The 14471-nt window shown below is 70.2% G+C and carries 13 protein-coding genes; 4 read left to right on the top strand and 9 right to left on the bottom strand.

What is annotated here, in order from left to right:
- Positions 1-23: 23 nt before the first annotated feature.
- On the bottom strand, positions 24-1253 hold the full coding sequence (locus ACQEVG_RS11045; RefSeq protein WP_432980699.1) for a DUF5685 family protein: 1230 nt from the start codon (positions 1251-1253) through the stop codon (positions 24-26).
- A gap of 289 nt (positions 1254-1542) precedes the next feature.
- Here ACQEVG_RS11045 and ACQEVG_RS11040 point away from each other — a divergent pair, with 289 nt between their 5' ends.
- A complete protein-coding gene (locus ACQEVG_RS11040; protein WP_432980696.1) occupies positions 1543-1977 on the top strand; it encodes a cell division protein SepF in 435 nt (144 codons plus the stop codon).
- A gap of 54 nt (positions 1978-2031) precedes the next feature.
- Here ACQEVG_RS11040 and ACQEVG_RS11035 read toward each other — a convergent pair whose 3' ends face one another.
- Together ACQEVG_RS11035 and ACQEVG_RS11030 are read right to left on the bottom strand one after the other, a co-directional pair.
- Positions 2032-3222 (bottom strand): acyl-CoA dehydrogenase family protein, encoded by a 1191-nt coding sequence (locus ACQEVG_RS11035; RefSeq protein ID WP_432980693.1) that lies wholly within the window; start codon positions 3220-3222, stop codon positions 2032-2034.
- 81 nt (positions 3223-3303) lie between these two features.
- A complete protein-coding gene (locus tag ACQEVG_RS11030) occupies positions 3304-4941 on the bottom strand; it encodes an MFS transporter (protein WP_432980690.1) in 1638 nt (545 codons plus the stop codon).
- Between the two features lie 433 nt (positions 4942-5374).
- Here ACQEVG_RS11030 and ACQEVG_RS11025 point away from each other — a divergent pair, with 433 nt between their 5' ends.
- Positions 5375-6355: a phosphatase PAP2 family protein gene (locus ACQEVG_RS11025; protein WP_432980687.1), complete on the top strand. Its 981-nt coding sequence runs from the start codon at positions 5375-5377 to the stop codon at positions 6353-6355.
- A 297-nt stretch (positions 6356-6652) separates the two neighbouring features.
- Here ACQEVG_RS11025 and ACQEVG_RS11020 read toward each other — a convergent pair whose 3' ends face one another.
- The gene (locus ACQEVG_RS11020; protein ID WP_432980684.1) at positions 6653-6868 is read right to left on the bottom strand and encodes an I78 family peptidase inhibitor; all 216 of its coding nucleotides are present in this window, start codon (positions 6866-6868) and stop codon (positions 6653-6655) included.
- A gap of 422 nt (positions 6869-7290) precedes the next feature.
- Here ACQEVG_RS11020 and ctaD point away from each other — a divergent pair, with 422 nt between their 5' ends.
- A complete protein-coding gene (gene ctaD, locus ACQEVG_RS11015; protein WP_432980681.1) occupies positions 7291-9018 on the top strand; it encodes an aa3-type cytochrome oxidase subunit I in 1728 nt (575 codons plus the stop codon).
- Here the strand turns inward: ctaD and ACQEVG_RS11010 are convergent.
- The 5 genes from ACQEVG_RS11010 to ACQEVG_RS10990 form a co-directional block, all read right to left on the bottom strand.
- Positions 8978-9934 carry a helix-turn-helix transcriptional regulator gene (locus ACQEVG_RS11010; protein ID WP_432980678.1) on the bottom strand — a complete coding sequence of 319 codons (957 nt, stop codon included), beginning with the start codon at positions 9932-9934 and terminating at the stop codon, positions 8978-8980. The two genes, ctaD and ACQEVG_RS11010, sit on opposite strands and share 41 nt — an antisense overlap.
- Before the next feature lie 64 nt (positions 9935-9998).
- Positions 9999-10787: a hypothetical protein gene (locus ACQEVG_RS11005; RefSeq protein ID WP_432980675.1), complete on the bottom strand. Its 789-nt coding sequence runs from the start codon at positions 10785-10787 to the stop codon at positions 9999-10001.
- The gene (locus ACQEVG_RS11000; RefSeq protein WP_432980672.1) at positions 10787-12070 is read right to left on the bottom strand and encodes a glycosyltransferase family 4 protein; all 1284 of its coding nucleotides are present in this window, start codon (positions 12068-12070) and stop codon (positions 10787-10789) included. The genes ACQEVG_RS11005 and ACQEVG_RS11000 overlap by 1 nt, the downstream gene beginning before the upstream one ends.
- Before the next feature lie 54 nt (positions 12071-12124).
- The gene (locus ACQEVG_RS10995; protein WP_432980669.1) at positions 12125-13408 is read right to left on the bottom strand and encodes an ABC transporter substrate-binding protein; all 1284 of its coding nucleotides are present in this window, start codon (positions 13406-13408) and stop codon (positions 12125-12127) included.
- The gene (locus tag ACQEVG_RS10990; protein ID WP_432980666.1) at positions 13386-13913 is read right to left on the bottom strand and encodes a hypothetical protein; all 528 of its coding nucleotides are present in this window, start codon (positions 13911-13913) and stop codon (positions 13386-13388) included. Before ACQEVG_RS10990 ends, ACQEVG_RS10995 begins: the two co-directional genes overlap by 23 nt.
- A gap of 133 nt (positions 13914-14046) precedes the next feature.
- On the opposite strand from ACQEVG_RS10990, the gene ACQEVG_RS10985 reads away from it, so the two are divergent.
- Positions 14047-14469 (top strand): hypothetical protein, encoded by a 423-nt coding sequence (locus ACQEVG_RS10985; protein WP_432980663.1) that lies wholly within the window; start codon positions 14047-14049, stop codon positions 14467-14469.
- The last annotated feature ends 2 nt before the right edge of the window (positions 14470-14471 follow it).

Below are 14471 nucleotides of genomic sequence, written 5' to 3'. Positions count from 1 at the left end.
GCATCGAATGAGCTGACTCCGGGTCAGCAGCCGTCGCAGGGGCAGCAGCAGTCGCAGCTGGGGCAGTCGCAGTCCCGGCAGCAGCCCTCCCGCTTCTTGCGGGACCAGGGGCCTTCGTACTCTTTGGCGCAGCAGATCTGGCAGGTGCAGAAGAGGCCGGTGAAGACGGCGCAGCCGGCCAGGAAGCCGCGCTTCTTCGGCCTCGGCGGTTCGCCGCCGAACTGGGGAGGCAGCCCACCGGGGCCGCCGGGCCCGCCCGGCGCTCCCGGGTTGCCCCCGCCGTAAGGGCCCCCGCCGCCGTAGGGGTTGTTCGCGTTGTACGACCCGTAGCCGCCGCCCTGGTGCGGATGTCCGTGCTGGGGCGGCTGCTGCCCTCCGTACCCCGCGTGCGAACACGTCGTCGTACCGAACGCCCGGTTCACCGAGTTCCGCAGCTCATGGGCGAGCAGCACATGCACAAGACCGTCGTCCACGAAGCGGGTGTCGCGCAGCGCGAGGCGCACCCCGTGCACCGCGTCGTCGGCCAGCCGGCGCGCCTCGCCGAGCGAGGTGCCGGTCGCGGTGAGCGGGTTCCAGGCGCCCGACGCCGCGTCGGCTTCCCTGTCCTCCACGGCATCCAGCAGATGAGCGAGGCGCCCGAAGAGCCTTCCGGCCTCGGCGAGCGGGGCCCTGTTCTCGGGCCGCCCGGCCAGTACGGCGGTGTGGGCGAAGGCGGCCGCCGTCGCCGTCTCGGTCGGTTCGGTGACCGTCAGCAGCGAGGTGCCCGGACCGGCCAGCGCTTCGATGCCGGTCTGCCGGTCGACCGCGTCGAGCAGCACCGCGGTGTCGAAGCCGAGCTCGGAGCCGGTGCGCGCCCCCGCCCGGTCCCAGCCGGCGGCGACCTTGCGGGCGGCGGCCGCCACCGGCCTGCGGGCCAACACACCGTCCCGGTCGGCGACGTGGTCCCGTACCTTCGCCGACGCCAGCACCAGCGAGACGGCGGCCGCGAGCCGCGCTCCCTCGCCCCTGGCGACGGGCGCGGTACGCATGGCGCGCAGTGGACAGGGGCCCGCGGTGTGTCGGGAAGCGGAGGTGCGCTCGGTCTGAGCCTCCGTCAGAACCGAGACGATCAGGCCGTCGTAGTTGGTCACGACCCTTGCGAACTGGCCGTGATCCGCGCGAAGTGCCAGGCAGAGCCCGCAGAGATGGGCCATCCACTCGGCCTTCAGCCCCTCGCCGAGGCGGTGAGTGCATGGTCTGACGATTCCGAACACAACGTCCCCCGAGAGTCGTTCAACAGTGCGGCACGCATCGTATCGAGCGATCCGTTCACCTGTACGTCCCCGACGTCACCCGTCTGGTCGGACTTTCATATTTTGGGCTGATCATGCTGCGCGTGTGGGAAGAACCTTGACGAATCGACACATCTTCTGCACCAGTACCGTCACGAATCCCCTGCGCGGCGACTATCCACTTGGCGCGCGATCCGCATTATGGACGACCATAGGGATGCGGAACGGGCAGAAGACCGCAGAGAGCGAACTGCAGTGAAAGGAGGCGTCCATGGGATCTGTGCGCAAGGCAAGCGCCTGGCTGGGACTCGTCGAGGACAGCGACGAGCGTTACTACGACGACGAGTACGCCGAGGGTGCTGAGGCCGCTGACGCGTGGGTCACCGACCCGCGGGTGCGCGTGGCCTCCGAGTCCGCCGAGGAAGAGGGCCGCCGGATCGCCACGGTGTCGCCGGACAGCTTCCGGGACGCCCGCGCCATCGGCGAGCTGTTCCGGGACGGCGTCCCGGTCATCGTCAACCTCACGTCCATGGAGCCCTCCGACGCCAAGCGCGTGGTGGACTTCGCCGCGGGACTGACCTTCGGGCTGCGCGGCTCGATCGAGCGCGTCGCCACCCGGGTCTTCCTGCTGAGCCCCGCCGACACCCAGGTCGTCAACGGGGAAGCCGCGGGCCGCGGGCAGGACGGCTTCTTCAACCAGAGCTGAGCAGGGCGCTCGCCGGCCGACGGGCCCGTCCGACGCGGGACACGGGCTGCCGGGTCACCGGAAGGCGTCGAGGCCGGTGAGCGCCTTGCCCAGCACGAGCTGATGCATCTCGACGGTGCCCTCGTAGGTGAGCACCGACTCGAGATTCGTCGCATGCCGCATCACGGGGTACTCCAGCGAAATCCCGTTCGCACCCAGGATGGTGCGCGAGGTGCGGCAGATCTCGATCGCCTCCCGCACATTGTTGAGCTTTCCGAAGCTGACCTGCTCCGGCCGGAGCCTGCCCGCGTCCATGCGGCGGCCCAGATGGTGCGCGAGCAGGATGCCCTTGTGCAGTTCCACCGCCATGTCCGCGAGCTTGGCCTGGGTGAGCTGGAAGCCGCCGATCGGCCTGCCGAACTGCTCGCGCGTCTTCGAGTACTCCAGCGCCGACTCGAAGCTGGCGCGCGCGGCCCCCATCGAGCCCCAGACGATTCCGTAGCGGGCGTGCGTGAGACAGCTCAGCGGGCCCTTCAGGCCGGTGACGTCCGGCAGTACGGCGTCGGCCGGCAGCCGCACGTCGTCCATGACCAGCTCGCTGGTGACACTGGCGCGCAGCGACCACTTGTGCTTGATCTCGGGGGCGGAGAAGCCGGGGGCGTCGGTCGGTACGACGAAGCCGCGGATGCCCTCGTCGGTCTGCGCCCACACTACGGCGACCCCGGCAACCGAGCCATTGGTGATCCACATCTTGCGGCCGGTCAGCACCCAGTCCGAGCCGTCGCGCTTGGCCAAGGTGCGCATACCGGCCGGGTCCGAGCCGTGGTCGGGCTCGGTGAGGCCGAAGCAGCCGATGATCTCGCCCGCCGCCATGCCGGGCAGCCACCGCTGCTTCTGCTCCTCGGAGCCGAAGCGGTGGATCGCGTACATGGCGAGCGAGCCCTGCACGGAGACGAGCGAGCGGATGCCCGAGTCGGCGGCCTCCAGTTCAAGGCAGGCGAGTCCGTACTGGACGGCGGTGGCGCCCGCGCAGCCGTAGCCCTTCAGTGACATGCCGAGCGCGCCGAGCGCGCCGAGCTCCCGGGCCAGTTCGCGGATGCCGGGCAGCTCGCCGCGCTCGTACCAGTCGGCGATGTGCGGCAGGACGCGATCGGCGGCCCAGTCGCGGACGGTGTCGCGGATCGCCAGGTCCTCGGGGTCGAGCAGATCGTCGATGCCGAGAGGATCGCTCGGGTCGAAGGGCGCGGGCTTCGAGGGTGCGGACATGACGTGGCCTCCGGCGGCACTCACACGGCGGAACTCGGAAAACTAGCAGTGTTAGTTACGGGCTCCGCACGACGTTACGACTCAGTGTGCCGCGCGTCCAGACCCGGTGGCCTCGGCCGGCTCGCGGCTCGCCGGGAGCGAGAGGTCCGGACGCCGGGGCCTCGGGCACTTCTCGACCGCAGTCGCGCATTCCATGACCTTCGGCAGCCGCAGCGCGGCAAGCGCGCCGAGCAGCAGCAGACCTGCGCTGACCAGGAGCGTGACATGGAGTCCGCCGACGAAGGAGTGGCGGGCCGTGGTGCGCAGCACCTCGCCGGCCGGGCCACCGAGCCGGTCCGCCACCTGGTAGGCCTCACCCAGCGAGTGGGAGGCCGCCGCCCTGTCCCTGGCCGGGACTGAGCCGAGCGAGGAGAAGGCGGGCGCGTAGGCGGCGTTCATGACACTGCCGAGCATCGCGATGCCCATGCCTGCGCCCAGCTGGTAGGAGGTCTCACCGATGGCGGCCGCTCCGCCGGCCTGGTCCGCCGGGGCCTCGCTGAGCATCGACTCGTACGCGCCGAACAGCGTGGTCTGCAACCCGAAGCCGAGCAGTACGAAGCCGGTGGTGAGCAGCCAGGGCCGGTCGTGCTGTCCCATCAGGACCAGCAGCAGCACGGCCGCGGCGGTCAGCACAAAGCCCCAGCCGACCATCCGGCGCGGGCCTATGCGGTTCAGGGTGTGCGAACCGGTGGCGCCCGCGGCCATCGCGGCGAAGGTGAGCGGCAGCAGCCGCAGGCCGGTCTCCAGCGGGCTGAGACCGAGCACCAGCTGGAGGTACTGCACAGCTATCAGTTCCAGGCCGACCAGGGCGAGCATCGCGAGGATGATGCAGCCGACCGAGGTGGAGAAGGCGGCCCTGGCGAACATCCGCATGTCGATCAGCGGGTGTGCGCGGCGCCTTTGCCGCCGTACGAACAGGGCGAGCAGCGTGGCGCCCAGCAGCAGTGGTCCGGCCGTGCGGATGTCGAGGAGGCTGTCGCCGGCGCCCAGTCGCTTCACGCCGAGTACCACGCCGAGCACTCCGGCGGCGGCCATCAGCGCGCCGAGCACGTCCCAGGGACCGTCGGCGCCGCCCCTCGACTCGGGCAGCAGCCAGCGGCTGACGGGCAGTATCAGTGCCATCAGTGGAATGTTGATCAGAAAGACCGAGCCCCACCAGAAGTTCTCGACGAGAAAGCCGCCGAGGACCGGTCCGGTGGCAGCGCCGACCGCGGCGACCGCGGTCCAGATGCCGATCGCCGTCGCCCGCTCCCGTCGGTCGGGGAAGACCGCGCGGAGTATCGAGAGCGTCGCGGGCATGATCATCGCGCCGCCGACGCCAAGCAGGGCGCGGGCGGCTATCAGCACTTCCGGCGTGGTCGCGAGGGCCGCGACCGCGGAGGCGATGCCGAATATGCCGTAGCCGAGCAGCAGCACCCGGCGGCGGCCGACCCGGTCACCGAGCGTGCCGAAGAGGATCAGCAGCGAGGCGCAGATGAGGGGGTACGCGTCCACGACCCACAGCAGCTCGACGCCGCTGGGGCGCAGATCCTCCGTGACGGCGGGCACCGCGACGTGCAGCACGGTCGCGTCCAGCGCGACGAGCAGCAGGCTGACGCAGAGGACGACAAGGACGACCCAGCGGTTTGCACCGCCGCCGGCGGCACGCAGCCGTGCTCCGGCCGTGATCGTCCCGGACATGTACGTACCTCCCAATGAGTCCCTCGCGCTCGGTGGGCCAGCCGGGGACTGTACCGCTGTCCCGCGGGGCGGCCCGGCATCGACGGGCGAGTGAGCCGTCAGCGTACGCGAGTTCCGGCGCCTCGCGCGTGTCCCAGCTCTCACCTCGCCGGACACCGGCATGTGGCGTACGCCACGCCACGCACGGACCGGGACCGATCCCGGACCGCGCCGAACAAGGGAAAAATTCCGCACGGGACGGCGGTGAACTATTATTTGCGCCCCAGAAAGGACCCCAGGTGACAGCCCTCGGAGCAATGCGGATGCGCGGTCACCGGGATTTCCGAATTAGCCCGGAATAAATGCCGATCTGAGACCTACTCCACATCACATCGTCATCACAAAGACGCTGGTTCGGCCTAGCCGCACCTTCACTCGCTGTAACGTCGATTGGGTGCGTACCGACATCTTTGCCCGCCTGGACCGGGAGCCGGAGCCGCCGAAGATAGAGATCCCGCGGATGAGCCGCACCCGTCTCGCCCTCTTCGGCGGGACTTCTGCGTTCTATCTCGCCATCGTCGTGGCCGTGTTGGCCCCGACCTGGCTGGTGATCATCGACTGGAAGGTCATGCTCTTCCGGCCCTACCAGCAGTGGCCGGAGCTGCACGCTTTCCTCGACTACTTCGTGGTGCTCGGACAGCGCGGACCGACGGCCGTGATGGTGGCGGCGTGGCTGGGCTGGCGCTCCTGGCGCCAGCACACGCTGCGTCCGCTGCTGGCCCTCGGCGCAGCGCTGCTCCTGCTCAATGCGACGGTGGGCGCCGTCAAGATCGGACTCGGCCGCCTCGGCCCCCACTACGCGACGCAGATCGGCTCCGCCGAGCTCTTCGCCGACGGGGATATATTTCCCTCCGGGCATACCGCCAACGCGGTCGTGACCTGGGGAATCCTGGCGTATCTGGCCACCACTCCGCGGGCCAGACGCTATCTGTCGGCCCTGTCGGCAGTGGTCTCCCTGGGCGTCGGACTGACCACCGTGTACCTGGGTACGCACTGGCTGAGTGATGTGCTGCTCGGCTGGGCGGCCGGGCTGCTGATCCTGCTCGCGCTGCCCTGGTGCGAGCCGCTGATCGGCAGCGCGGAGGCCTGGATCCTCTCGCTGCGCGAGCAGTGGCGTGCGCGGCGTCGGCTCGCTCCCTCGCTGCCGGTTGCCGCCGGCGGCCCGAGGCCCGGGATATTCCCGCAGCGTGTGCCGTCCGAGGAGCAGGAGCAGCCGGCTCGCGAGCCGGTGGGCGCGGTCGGCGGCAGGACCACCGGCCGTACGACGACCCAACTCGCCCAGCCCAGGCCGCACACGGTGCGCTCCGAGCGGACACCCGTCACGCCGTCCGGCAGCCGCCGTCCACCGACCTCGCGGCCGGCGACAGGCGGCTGATCCAGTCACCCTGGTCCGTGCTGGGCGTGGGCCAGGGGGCGTTGGCGGTTGCTGTCCGGTACTGGGTATCGCGCTGATCCCGTCACCCTGGTCCGTGCTGGGCGTGGGCCAGGGGGCGTTGGCGGTTGCTGTCCGGTACTGGGATCGCGCTGATCCCGTCACCCTGGTCCGTGCTGGGCGTGGGCCAGGGGGCGTTGGCGGTTGCTGTCCGGTGCTGGGTATCGCAGGGAAACCCACCAGGGCGCACAGAGGCCCCGACCACAGGTCGGGGCCTTTGCCGTATGCCGGTCGGGGCGGTCAGCCCGGCCAGCAGCGGGTGACCGTGTCGCCCTGCACCTCGAAGTTGAGCCGGCCCGCCAGGTACTCCATGGTGATGATCGCGCCCGGCGGGAGCGACCTGACGGTGGTCCAGCCGCGTTCACGGGCCTGCTGCTCGGCGCCCTCGGCGGGAAGGCCGACATACGACTCGGGGGCGTCGTCGGGCTGTGCGGGAGGGGTCGGTTTCGGTGCCATGACACCCACCGTAGGCGGCCGCGGACGGTGACGGAAGCCGGGGGCGAAGCCTGCGTCAGCACCCCCTTGTTCCCCACCGGTCACGCTTCTGTCACAGGACCGCGACACGCGTTCAGCTCAAACTCCGTCACTCGTACGAGCAGTTCAGCGCGGCCCGCCCGGTAATTCGAAACCCCTTGATGATCACGCTGAATTCCCGCATGGAATTGTCCGGAGCGGACGTCGTCGGGTGAATTGACAGACGGTTGGAGAATTCACCGGTTCTTTACACAATCCCCCCGCTCCTTGGAGCGGTCCCGGCGCAGGAGAACCCATCGCGGCGGGTACGCACCCTGTTGGAATCGACCCCCTCGCGAGCATCATGGCCCCAGCCCGACACCGAAGAGGCGAAGCCCGAGCCGCGGACCGCGAGGGGGCCAGTGATGGGTACGGACACCGCCGAGGCTCCCGTGGAACCGGCACCGGCCCGGCAGCCCGGCAAGGTGCTGGTGGACTGGCTGACCACCACCGATCACAAGAAGATCGGGCACCTCTATCTGATCACTTCGTTCGTCTTCTTCCTGATAGCCGGGCTGCTGGCCCTGATGATGCGCGCCGAGCTGGCCCGGCCCGGGCTGCAGCTGATGAGCAACCAGGAGTTCAACCAGGCGTTCACCCTGCACGGCACGATCATGCTGCTGCTCTTCGCGACCCCGACCTTCGCGGGCTTCGCCAATGAACTCGTGCCGCTGCAGATCGGCTCCCCCGATGTGGCCTTTCCGCGGCTGAACATGTTCTCGTACTGGCTGTTCCTCTTCGGCGGGCTGATGGTGGTCGGCTCGCTGCTGGTGCCGAGCGGTCCGGCCGCCTTCGGCTGGACCGCCTACGCCCCGCTCAACGGCCTGGAGCGTTCCCCCGGCGTCGGCGCCGATCTGTGGATCGTGGGCCTTGCGCTCTCCGGCTTCGGCACGATTCTGACGTCCGTGAACTTCCTGGCCACCATCATCGGCATGCGGGCACCGGGCATGACGATGTTCCGGATGCCCATCTTCACCTGGAACATCCTCTTCACCGCGGTCCTCGTGCTGATGGCCTTCCCGGTGCTGGCGGCGGCGCTGCTGGTGCTGGAGGCGGACCGGCGGTTCGGGGCAGTGGTCTTCGAGGCCCAGTACGGTGGCGCGCTGCTGTGGCAGCACCTGTTCTGGTTCTTCGGCCATCCGGAGGTCTACATCATCGCGCTGCCGTTCTTCGGCATCATCACCGAGATCATCCCGGTCTTCTCCCGGAAGCCGATCTTCGGTTATGTGACGCTGATCGGCGCGACGATGGCCATCACCGGGCTGTCGGTGGTGGTGTGGGCGCACCATATGTTCGCGACCGGCGCGGTGCTGCTGCCCTTCTTCTCGCTGCTGTCCTTCCTGATCGCGATCCCGACCGGAGTGAAGTTCTTCAACTGGACGGGGACGATGCTGAAGGGCTCGCTCTCGTTCGAGACTCCGATGCTGTTCTCCGTCGGCTTCCTGGTGACCTTTCTGTTCGGCGGGCTTACCGGGGTCATCCTGGCCTCCCCGCCGCTGGACTTCCCTGTCACCGACAGCTACTTCGTGGTGGCCCACTTCCACTACACGGTCTTCGGCACGGTCGCCTTCGCGACCTTCGCCGGCTTCTACTTCTGGTGGCCCAAGTTCACCGGCAAGATGCTCGACGAACGACTCGGCAAGATCCATTTCTGGACGCTGTTCATCGGCTTCCACACCACCTTCCTGGTCCAGCACTGGCTGGGCGCGGAGGGCATGCCGCGGCGGTACCCGGACTATCTGGCGGCCGACGGCTTCACGGCCCTCAACACCCTCTCGACCATCGGTGCCTTCTTGCTCGGCAGCTCGACGCTGCCCTTCCTCCACAACGTCTGGAAGACGGCCAAGTACGGCACGAAGGTCGGCATGGACGACCCGTGGGGGTTCGGCCGCTCGCTGGAGTGGGCGACATCGTGTCCGCCGCCCCGGCACAACTTCACCACCCTCCCCCGTATCCGCTCCGAGTCGCCCGCCTTCGATCTGCACCATCCGGAGTTCCGGGCGGTGGAGCGGGCCGTGGCGGAGGCAGGGACGGAGGCGGCGGCGGAACAGATCAGCCGAGCGCCCGGGAAAGGCGGTCCCGGACCGTCCTGATGTGCTCGGTCAGCTCCGGCGGCTCGACCACTTCGAAGTCCACGCCCATGAGCATCACATGGATCACCAGCACATCCAGGCTCGCCGCCCCCGTCCGCAGCAGAGAGGTCTTCTCGTCGACCGCCTCCAGGACGCCGTCGGAGGGTCCGACGATCTGCGCGGCCAGCTCTGCGGAGGTGTGCAGGCGGATGACCGCCTGCGCGGCGTAGGCGTGGGTGGAGACGCCCTTGGAGACATACGCGGCCAGATCCTCGGCCGGCGGAGTACGGGGCTCGAAGCGCGGGCCGTGCGGCGGCCTGGGGGTGATCCGGTCGGCCCGGAAGGTACGCCAGTCGCCGCGGTCCAGGTCCCAGGCGACCAGATACCAGCGGCGCTCGGTGCACACCAGGCGGTGCGGTTCGACGGTGCGGCGGGTGGTGGAGCCGCTGTGGTCGAGGTAGGCGAAGCGCAACCGCTCGCTGTCCCGGCAGGCGTTGGCGAGTTCGGTGAGGACGGAGGCGTCGACCTGGGCCTGAGGCGCCCGCAGCATCGGCACGGTGAAGGCGTTGAGCGCACCGACCCGGCGGCGCAGCCGGTTCGGCAGCACCTGCTCCAGCTTGGCCAGGGCGCGTACGGAGGTCTCGCCGATGCCCTCGATGCCCTGCCCGGCGGCGGTGCGCAGGCCGACCGCGACGGCCACCGCCTCTTCGTCGTCGAGCAGCAGCGGGGGCAGCTCGGCCCCGGCGCCGAGCTGATAGCCGCCGCCGGTGCCGGGGCTGGCGTTGACCGGGTAGCCGAGCTCGCGCAGCCGGTCCACGTCGCGCCGTACGGTGCGCGGTGTGACGCCCAGCCGGTCGGCCAGGTCGGCGCCGGACCATTCGCGGTGGGCCTGCAGCAGTGAGAGCAGGCGCAGCAGTCGTGCCGAGGTCTCCAACATGCACGGAAGTCTGCCAGCCCTTGCGGACAGCGACTGTCCTCAAGGCCGGCGCATCAGGCCTTCTTCAGCTCACTGCGCCGACACGGACGCAGAGTTCGTTGTCGCTCTTGTAGCAGGGAAGGGCCCGGTAGGTGTCCGTCGTATGCGCCGGGTAGACGAAGACGTTCTTCCTGTCCCAGACGTCGTCCAGGAGGCGGGCGATCCGTATCCCTGCGGCGTCGGCGGCGGGCAGCAGCCACAGGTCCCACAACTGCTCCTTGTCGAGGGGCTGTTCGGCCATCGCGCCGAACGACAGGCTGAAGGAGAAAGCGCTGCCCTCGCCGCTCGCCGGGGCCCGGAGCACATGGGTGCTGCCGCGCAGCCGCGCCTCGGCGACGGCCCCCTCCCCCAGCTCGGCGCCGTACAGCACGCCCTCGACCGTCATGGCGCCGCGCTCCGGCGCGAGAGTGATGTCCCCAGCCTCGGCGTGCGGCGCCCGCAGCCAGGAACGCACGGCGAGCCTGCCGTCCACGGTCGGGTACGGGACCCGCGCGGCGACCCGGTCGGCGTCGGGCGCCCGGTCCACGAGCGCCCGCAGATCACGGATGCCGGGTTCGACGGCCTCCTCGCCGACATACGCGTCCCAGGTGCCCTCGGCCAGTTCGACCGTGCTCGGGAGTACGGCACGCGAGGTGCCGTCTCCCGAAGGAGTGAGCGGCAGCCGTGTCTCGTCCTCCGCGCCCTCGCCCCCGCGCCGCTTCAGCACGAGCACGGCGTCCGGCGCGCCCACTCCCGCGATGCCGAAGGTGACGCCGCCCGCGGAGTCGGCGATGCAGTCGGCGCGGGGCGCCCGCCGCTCGGTGTCCGTGGTCATCAGGGTCTCTTCCCTTTCCGGAGCAGATCGGCGGCCAGCCGGCGCAGCGAGTACACGGCGTCGTACAGCGCTGCCCGGCCGCGGAGCACGGCGTCGCGCAGCGCGCTGCGCCCGCCGCCGCCCTCGCCCCGCGCGACCAGCCCGGTGAACAGGGCCTCGTGGCGCTCGGCGATCCGCGCCGGGTCGAAGCGCGCGGAGGCGGCGAGCGCCGCCTTTCCGGTGCGCCGCCGCAGCTCGTCGTCCTCGATCAGCGAGAGCAGCGCGTCGGCGATCGCGTCCACGTCGCCGACCGGCACCAGACGGCCGTCGACACCGTCCTCGATGATCTCGCCCGGCCCGTGCGGGCAGTCGGTGGAGACGACCGGGAGGCCGCAGCGCATCGCCTCGACGATCGTCATGCCGAACGATTCCAGGCTGGAGGTGACGGCGGCGATCGAGCCCTTGACCCACTCCGGTTCGAGGGGGTTCGCGGGGCCCATCAGGAAGACGTGGTTGTGCAGGGCGCGCTCGTCGATGAGGGCGCGCAGTGCGTTCTTCTCGTTGCCGGTCGCATCCCCGCTGCCGTAGATCCGCAGCCGCCAGTCGGGGCGGGCGGCGACCACCTTGGAGAAGGCCTTGACCAGCAGGTCGTACCGCTTGACCCGGGTCAGTCGGCCGGCCGCGACGATCCACTTGCCGGCGCAGTCGGCGGGCGCGACCACCGGGGTGGGCACGCTGTTGGGCACCGACTCGATCCGTACGCCGGGCAGCTTCAGGCGTTCGCGGTAGGAGCGCGCGTCCGCCTCGGTGACGGTGGTGACCGCGTCGAGGAGGGGGTAGCGGTGCGCGATCTCGCGGCGCATCCGGTACCCGTGGCTGTCCAGCGTGAGATGTTCCTGGCCGATGCGGACCGGGCCGCGGCGGGTCTGGCGGGCGATGTGCACATTGAGCCCGGGCCGGGTGCCGACGACGACATCGGCCCGCAGGGAGCCCAGATGGGCGGCGATCCGGGCGTCGGTGAGGCGGCTGTACTGCTTGTGGCGGCCGTCGCCGCGCGGGAAGACCCTGGCCGGGCGCTGGTACTCCGGGTTGTCGCCGTCGTAGCCGGGGCTCTCCTTCCGCAGGTCGACGAGGTGCTTCATGGTGACGCCGGCAGGAGCGCCCATGGTGGGCTCGTCGCGGTGGCGGAAGACGGAGACGATTTCGACCTCATGCCGCTCGGCCAGCGCCTCGGCGAGGTTGAAGGTGGTACGGATCGTGCCGCCGATGCCGTACGCGTTATGGAGCAGGAAAGAGATGTGCATGCGCTGCCGCGCCCCCAGGTTTTCGTGTGTGCAGGAGTGGACTTTACTTGTCTCCTAAGGCTGATAGGGGAGCTGGGGCACGGTGAAGCAGTTCTTGGTCATCTCGCCGCCCTGGGTGACCCAGCCGCTGCCGTCCTGCCAGCGGGCGACGGACAGACAGGTGCGGCGGATCTTCGGGGGTTCGGCGAGCTTCTCGAAGTTGACGGGCAGCAGCAGACCGCGGGCGGTGTACGGCTCGGGGCGGTTCATGAACCGCTCGACGCAGCCGCGGCTGAGATCCGCCCTGCAGGACCGGGCAGCGTCCGTGAACCACATGGCGGCCGCCCAGCCCTCCAGCTGCCACTGGGAGAGCTCGCGGCCCTTCATCGCGGCACGGAATTCGCGTACGGCGGGATGGGACACGTCCTCGTAGTTGCGGCTCGATCCGGTCACCCACAGCGCATTGCGGCAGCTCGGCGCGGATTTGAAGTCCTTGGGCACGGTCGACGTCCAGTTCTGCACATTGGTGACCTTGGCCGTGATGTGCACGCCGACGGCGTCCATCGCCTCGCACAGCCGGGCGTTGCCGTGTGTGTCCAGGGCGTCGAAGACGAGGTCGGCCCCCTGCTGCCCGATGTCGGCCGCGACGGCGCGGAAGTTGGGCAGCGCGAAGTCGACCTGCTCGGTGACGACGCGATAGCCCTCGGCCCTCAGACCCTGGGTGATCAGACGGGCGTACGCGGCGGACGAGGCCTGGTTGTAGGAGACGACGGCGGCGGTGCGGGCGCCCTGGGAGCTCTTGAAGTAGCGGTAGACCTCGGTGCCGCCGTAGAGGGTGCCGTGCCAGCCGGGGGCGTCGCCGGTGCGCGGGGCGAGGCTGCCGTAGATCCCGTACAGATGCGGATAGGTGTCGTAGGCGGGACCGATGGGCTGGCCGCCGATGTCGGGGACGCCGGCCTTGGCGACGAGGGGTGCGCCCGCGTAGTCCAGGGCGGTCGTGGCGACCAGGGCGAACACCTTCTCCTCGTCGATCAGCTTGTGCACGCACTCGTTGTTGCCGACGCCGCTGCCGCCGTCGTCACAGGTGAGCACTTGGATACGGCGGCCGTCGAGGCCGCCGGCGGCGTTGAGCGCATCGAAATAGGCCTTGGCTCCTTCGCCGGGGCCGGTGAAGGCGGCGCCGCCGACCGGGCTGGTGGCGCTGGAGATGATCCCGACGCGGATCGGTTCCGTGCCGCTGCTTCGTACGGGTGACGCGGTGCCCTCGAAGGCGCTCTCCGGCAGCCGGCTGCCGCAGGCGGCGCTCCCGGTCAGGAGGGCCGCGAGCAGCAGGGCTTCAGCAGCCCGGCGCGGCCGCATTGCCGCTGAGCTTGACCAGGGCGCAGAGCGTCTTCACGGAGACCTTCCAGGTCTGGTCCTGGTAGACCGCGCTGCCCTTGGCGCCGGGCAGGGCGGGGGTGCCGCCGACCAGCAGGTCATAGGTGACGGCGGCCTCGGTGGCCGAGGTGAACTGCACGTCCGTGACCTTCGCCGAGGACTGCGCGGCGTTCTTGTCGCCGCTGAACGCGGCCAGCAGCAGCTGCAGTTGTTCGCCGTTCTCCAGCACCTTGACCTTGGCTTCCGTGGTCGCCTTGGGGTCGAAGAACGTCGTCCAGTTCTTCACGATCTCGGCCTTTGCGGCGGCGGGGTCGGCGGGGGCGTTCGCGGCCGGCGCGCTGGTCGTGGGCGGGGCCGTTGCACTCGGGGTCGGGGAGGTCGTGGACCCGCCGCCGCCGTCGTCCGAACATCCAGCGGCGGCGGGTACGAGTATCAGCACCGCGGCGGCCGCCCATGCCGCGGTTCTGGGGTGCCTGACATGAACCATCTGGCTCACCACCGGTTGTCGGCTTCCAGCGTCTGTCCGTTCAGGGCATAGTGCAAGGAATCGGCGTACATCACCAGACGTACATCACCAGACGTCCGTCAACAGACGTCCGTCACCGAAGCGGGAGGCTCCCATGCCGACGTCCCGGCTGCTGTGGTGGGGCGGGCTCGCGGCGGCCGCGGGAGGTGCGGTGCTGTGCGCGATCGGCTGGTACGGAGTGTCCGGCGAGCGCTTCGCCGCGCGGCAGATCCCCTATCTGGCCTCCTGCACCGTGCCGGGTGCGGCGCTGCTGGTGGCAGGGGCGGTGCTGGTGGCGGCGGGACGGATGGCGGCCCTGCGGAGCGAGGCCGCGGCCCTCGCCGCCGCGGAGGAGACCCCGGCCGCGCCGGACGTCCCGGCCTGGGAACCGCCCTCGTCGGACGGGCCCGTGCTGTGTGTGCCCGGCGGGACGCTGGCGCACCGCCCCGACTGCCCGCTGGTCGCGGGCAAACCGGAGGCCGAGCCGGTCGGTGACCGCAAGCTCGGCCCGTGCCCCGTGTGCGAGCCGCAGGTCTGACC

Origin of the sequence: Streptomyces sp. CA-135486 (genome assembly GCF_050936555.1) — a bacterium.
In the GTDB taxonomy this organism is placed as follows: domain Bacteria; phylum Actinomycetota; class Actinomycetes; order Streptomycetales; family Streptomycetaceae; genus Streptomyces.
The sequence above is the reverse complement of the archived record's forward strand: the minus strand, read 5'-3'. Positions and strand labels throughout refer to the sequence as shown.

Excerpts from the sequence above, each read along its gene's own strand:
- ACQEVG_RS11040 (WP_432980696.1), top strand. The coding sequence starts at position 1,543 with ATGGGATCTGTGCGCAAGGCAAGCGCCTGGCTGGGACTCGTCGAGGAC.
- ACQEVG_RS11035 (WP_432980693.1), bottom strand. The coding sequence starts at position 3,222 with ATGTCCGCACCCTCGAAGCCCGCGCCCTTCGACCCGAGCGATCCTCTC.
- ACQEVG_RS11030 (WP_432980690.1), bottom strand. The coding sequence starts at position 4,941 with ATGTCCGGGACGATCACGGCCGGAGCACGGCTGCGTGCCGCCGGCGGC.
- ACQEVG_RS11020 (WP_432980684.1), bottom strand. The coding sequence starts at position 6,868 with ATGGCACCGAAACCGACCCCTCCCGCACAGCCCGACGACGCCCCCGAG.
- ctaD (WP_432980681.1), top strand. The coding sequence starts at position 7,291 with ATGGGTACGGACACCGCCGAGGCTCCCGTGGAACCGGCACCGGCCCGG.
- ACQEVG_RS11010 (WP_432980678.1), bottom strand. The coding sequence starts at position 9,934 with ATGTTGGAGACCTCGGCACGACTGCTGCGCCTGCTCTCACTGCTGCAG.
- ACQEVG_RS11005 (WP_432980675.1), bottom strand. The coding sequence starts at position 10,787 with ATGACCACGGACACCGAGCGGCGGGCGCCCCGCGCCGACTGCATCGCC.
- ACQEVG_RS11000 (WP_432980672.1), bottom strand. The coding sequence starts at position 12,070 with ATGCACATCTCTTTCCTGCTCCATAACGCGTACGGCATCGGCGGCACG.
- ACQEVG_RS10995 (WP_432980669.1), bottom strand. The coding sequence starts at position 13,408 with ATGCGGCCGCGCCGGGCTGCTGAAGCCCTGCTGCTCGCGGCCCTCCTG.
- ACQEVG_RS10990 (WP_432980666.1), bottom strand. The coding sequence starts at position 13,913 with ATGGTTCATGTCAGGCACCCCAGAACCGCGGCATGGGCGGCCGCCGCG.
- ACQEVG_RS10985 (WP_432980663.1), top strand. The coding sequence starts at position 14,047 with ATGCCGACGTCCCGGCTGCTGTGGTGGGGCGGGCTCGCGGCGGCCGCG.